Genomic DNA, 2,190 nt, shown 5'->3' with positions numbered 1-2,190 from the left:
CCGTTCAGGCGCGCCGTGATCGCAGCGGGCAGACCGGCGGGCGCCAGGATGCCCTGGAACGCAAATACCTCGGTGTTGGGCACACCGGCTTCTGCCAAGGTGGGCACGTCCGGCAGCGCGGCCACGCGCTTGGCCGAGCCAATCGCCAAGGCACGCACCTTGCCCGAGGTGATCACCGGCAGGCCAGCGGCCAGGTCCAGGAACATGCAGGGCACCTGGCCACCCATCACGTCCTGCAGCGCAGGCGCCGCGCCGCGGTAGGGGATGTGGGTGAGGAAGGTCTTGGTGCGGTTCTTGAACATCTCCATCGCCAGGTGGTGTGGCGAGCCATTGCCCGGCGATGCGTAGTTGAGCTTGCCGGGGTTGGCGCGCGCGTAGGCGAGGAATTCCTTCACCGTCTTGGCTTCAAACGCCGGGTGCACCACCAGCGCCAGCGGAAAGCGGCTGATGCCGCCCACGTAGGTGAAGTCCTTTTCAGGGTTGAACGGCAGCTTGGTGAACAGGTGTTCGTTGTAGGCCAGGATGGCGTTGTCGGCCGACATGAAGGTGTTGCCATCGGGCTTGGCCGTGGCCACCATCTGGCCACCGATGTTGGTGGATGCGCCAGGGCGGTTGTCCACCACGATCTGCTGGCCCAGCGTCTGGCGCATGGCCTCAGCCACGGTGCGGGCCAGCACGTCGGTGCCGCCACCGGCGGGGTACGGCACCACCCAGCGCAGGGGCTGGTCGGGCCAGGCGGATTGGGCGGCGGCCCAGGGCGCGGCGGTGGTGGCGCCTGCGGCGGCCAGGGCGGACAAGAGGGTACGGCGTTGCATGGGGTTGTCTCCTTGATACTATGAATTTGATAGCTGCAAGCGCATGTTCCTCTAGCGCATGCAGCCGTTTTTATTCAAATTTTGCTCTGCGGTGCCTCAGGCGGCCGGTGCGGCAATGGTCTGGTCGATGGCGCCGAAGATGCTGGCGCCGTCCTTGCCCTTGACCTCGATGCGGATGGTGTCGCCGAACTTCATGAAGTCGGTGCTGGGCTTGCCGTCCTGGATGGTTTCAATGCAGCGCTTTTCGGCGATGCAGCTGTAGCCCTTGGGCCATTCCATGCGGCCGTTCTGCTCCACGCCCTTGTTGCTGACGGTGCCGCTGCCCACGATGGAGCCGGCGCGCACGTTGCGCGTCTTGGCGATGTGGGCAATGAGCTGGCCGAAGTGGAAGGTCATTTCAGGCCCCGCGTCGCACATGCCGACCTTGCGGCCGTTCCAGGTGGACTGCACGGTGAGGTTGACGCGGCCGTGGTCCCAGGCGTCGCCCAGCTCGTCCAGTGTGACGGCCACGGGGCCGAAGGCGGTGGCGGGCTTGCTCTGGAAGAAACCGAAACCCTTGGCCAGCTCGGCCGGGATCAGGTTGCGCAGGCTTACGTCGTTGGCAATCATCACCAGGCGGATGCCGTCCAGCGCCTGGTCGGCGGTGGTGCCCATCTTCACGTCGCCGGTGATGACGGCGATCTCGGCCTCGAAGTCGATGCCCATGGCTTCGCTGGGCACCACGACATCGTCGCAGGGGCCGATGAAGTCGTCGCTGCCGCCCTGGTACATCAGGGGGTCGGTGTAAAAGCTTTCGGGCACTTCGGAGTTGCGCGCTTTTCGCACCAGTTCAACGTGGTTGATGTAGGCCGAGCCGTCGGCCCACTGGTAGGCGCGGGGCAACGGGGCCATGCACTGGGCGGGGTCGAAGGGGAAGGCGTGGCGCGCGCGGCCGCTGTTGAGCTGGTCGTACAGGTCCTGCAGCTGGGGCGAGATGAAGCCCCAGTCGTCCAGCACCTGCTGCATCTTGCTGGCAATGCCGGTCGCATAATGGGCCGTGCCCAGGTCGCGGGAGACGACAACCAGTTGGCCGTCGCGCGAGCCGTCTTTGTAGGTAGCGAGTTTCATGGTGGCAGGACCTTTGTCTCAAGGGGTTGAAGGTTTCACCCAACACGAATTACGCTTGGGTAAATTGATTTAACTAAACAAAACTCGCAAATTTTAGTGCACATGGACAAAGAACGTGCAGGAATTCAATCGGTCGAGGTGGGTTTTGCCCTGCTGGAGGGGCTGACACGCTCGCGCGGACCGCTGATGCTCAAGGATGTGGCGGCTTCGGCCGGCATGAGCGCGGCCAAGGCGCACCGGTATCTGGTGAGCTTTCAGCGCCTGGGGC

Annotated in this window: 3 protein-coding genes; 1 reads left to right on the top strand and 2 read right to left on the bottom strand. The window is 64.5% G+C overall.

Annotation, left to right across the window (positions count from 1 at the left end):
- Together DBR23_RS24585 and DBR23_RS24580 are read right to left on the bottom strand one after the other, a co-directional pair.
- A partial coding sequence (locus DBR23_RS24585) for a tripartite tricarboxylate transporter substrate binding protein (protein WP_233250722.1) occupies positions 1-815 on the bottom strand: 815 nt, incomplete at its 3' end.
- Positions 816-911: 96 nt separating this feature from the next.
- Complete coding sequence (locus DBR23_RS24580; protein WP_108499870.1) at positions 912-1,922, bottom strand: fumarylacetoacetate hydrolase family protein; 1,011 nt, start codon at positions 1,920-1,922, stop codon at positions 912-914.
- Positions 1,923-2,024: 102 nt separating this feature from the next.
- Here DBR23_RS24580 and DBR23_RS24575 point away from each other — a divergent pair.
- A partial coding sequence (locus tag DBR23_RS24575) for a helix-turn-helix domain-containing protein (protein ID WP_146191436.1) occupies positions 2,025-2,190 on the top strand: 166 nt, incomplete at its 3' end.

This window comes from Acidovorax sp. HMWF018, assembly GCF_003061035.1.
Lineage (GTDB): Bacteria > Pseudomonadota > Gammaproteobacteria > Burkholderiales > Burkholderiaceae_C > Acidovorax > Acidovorax delafieldii.
This window is presented reverse-complemented; position numbering and strand designations above follow the sequence as displayed.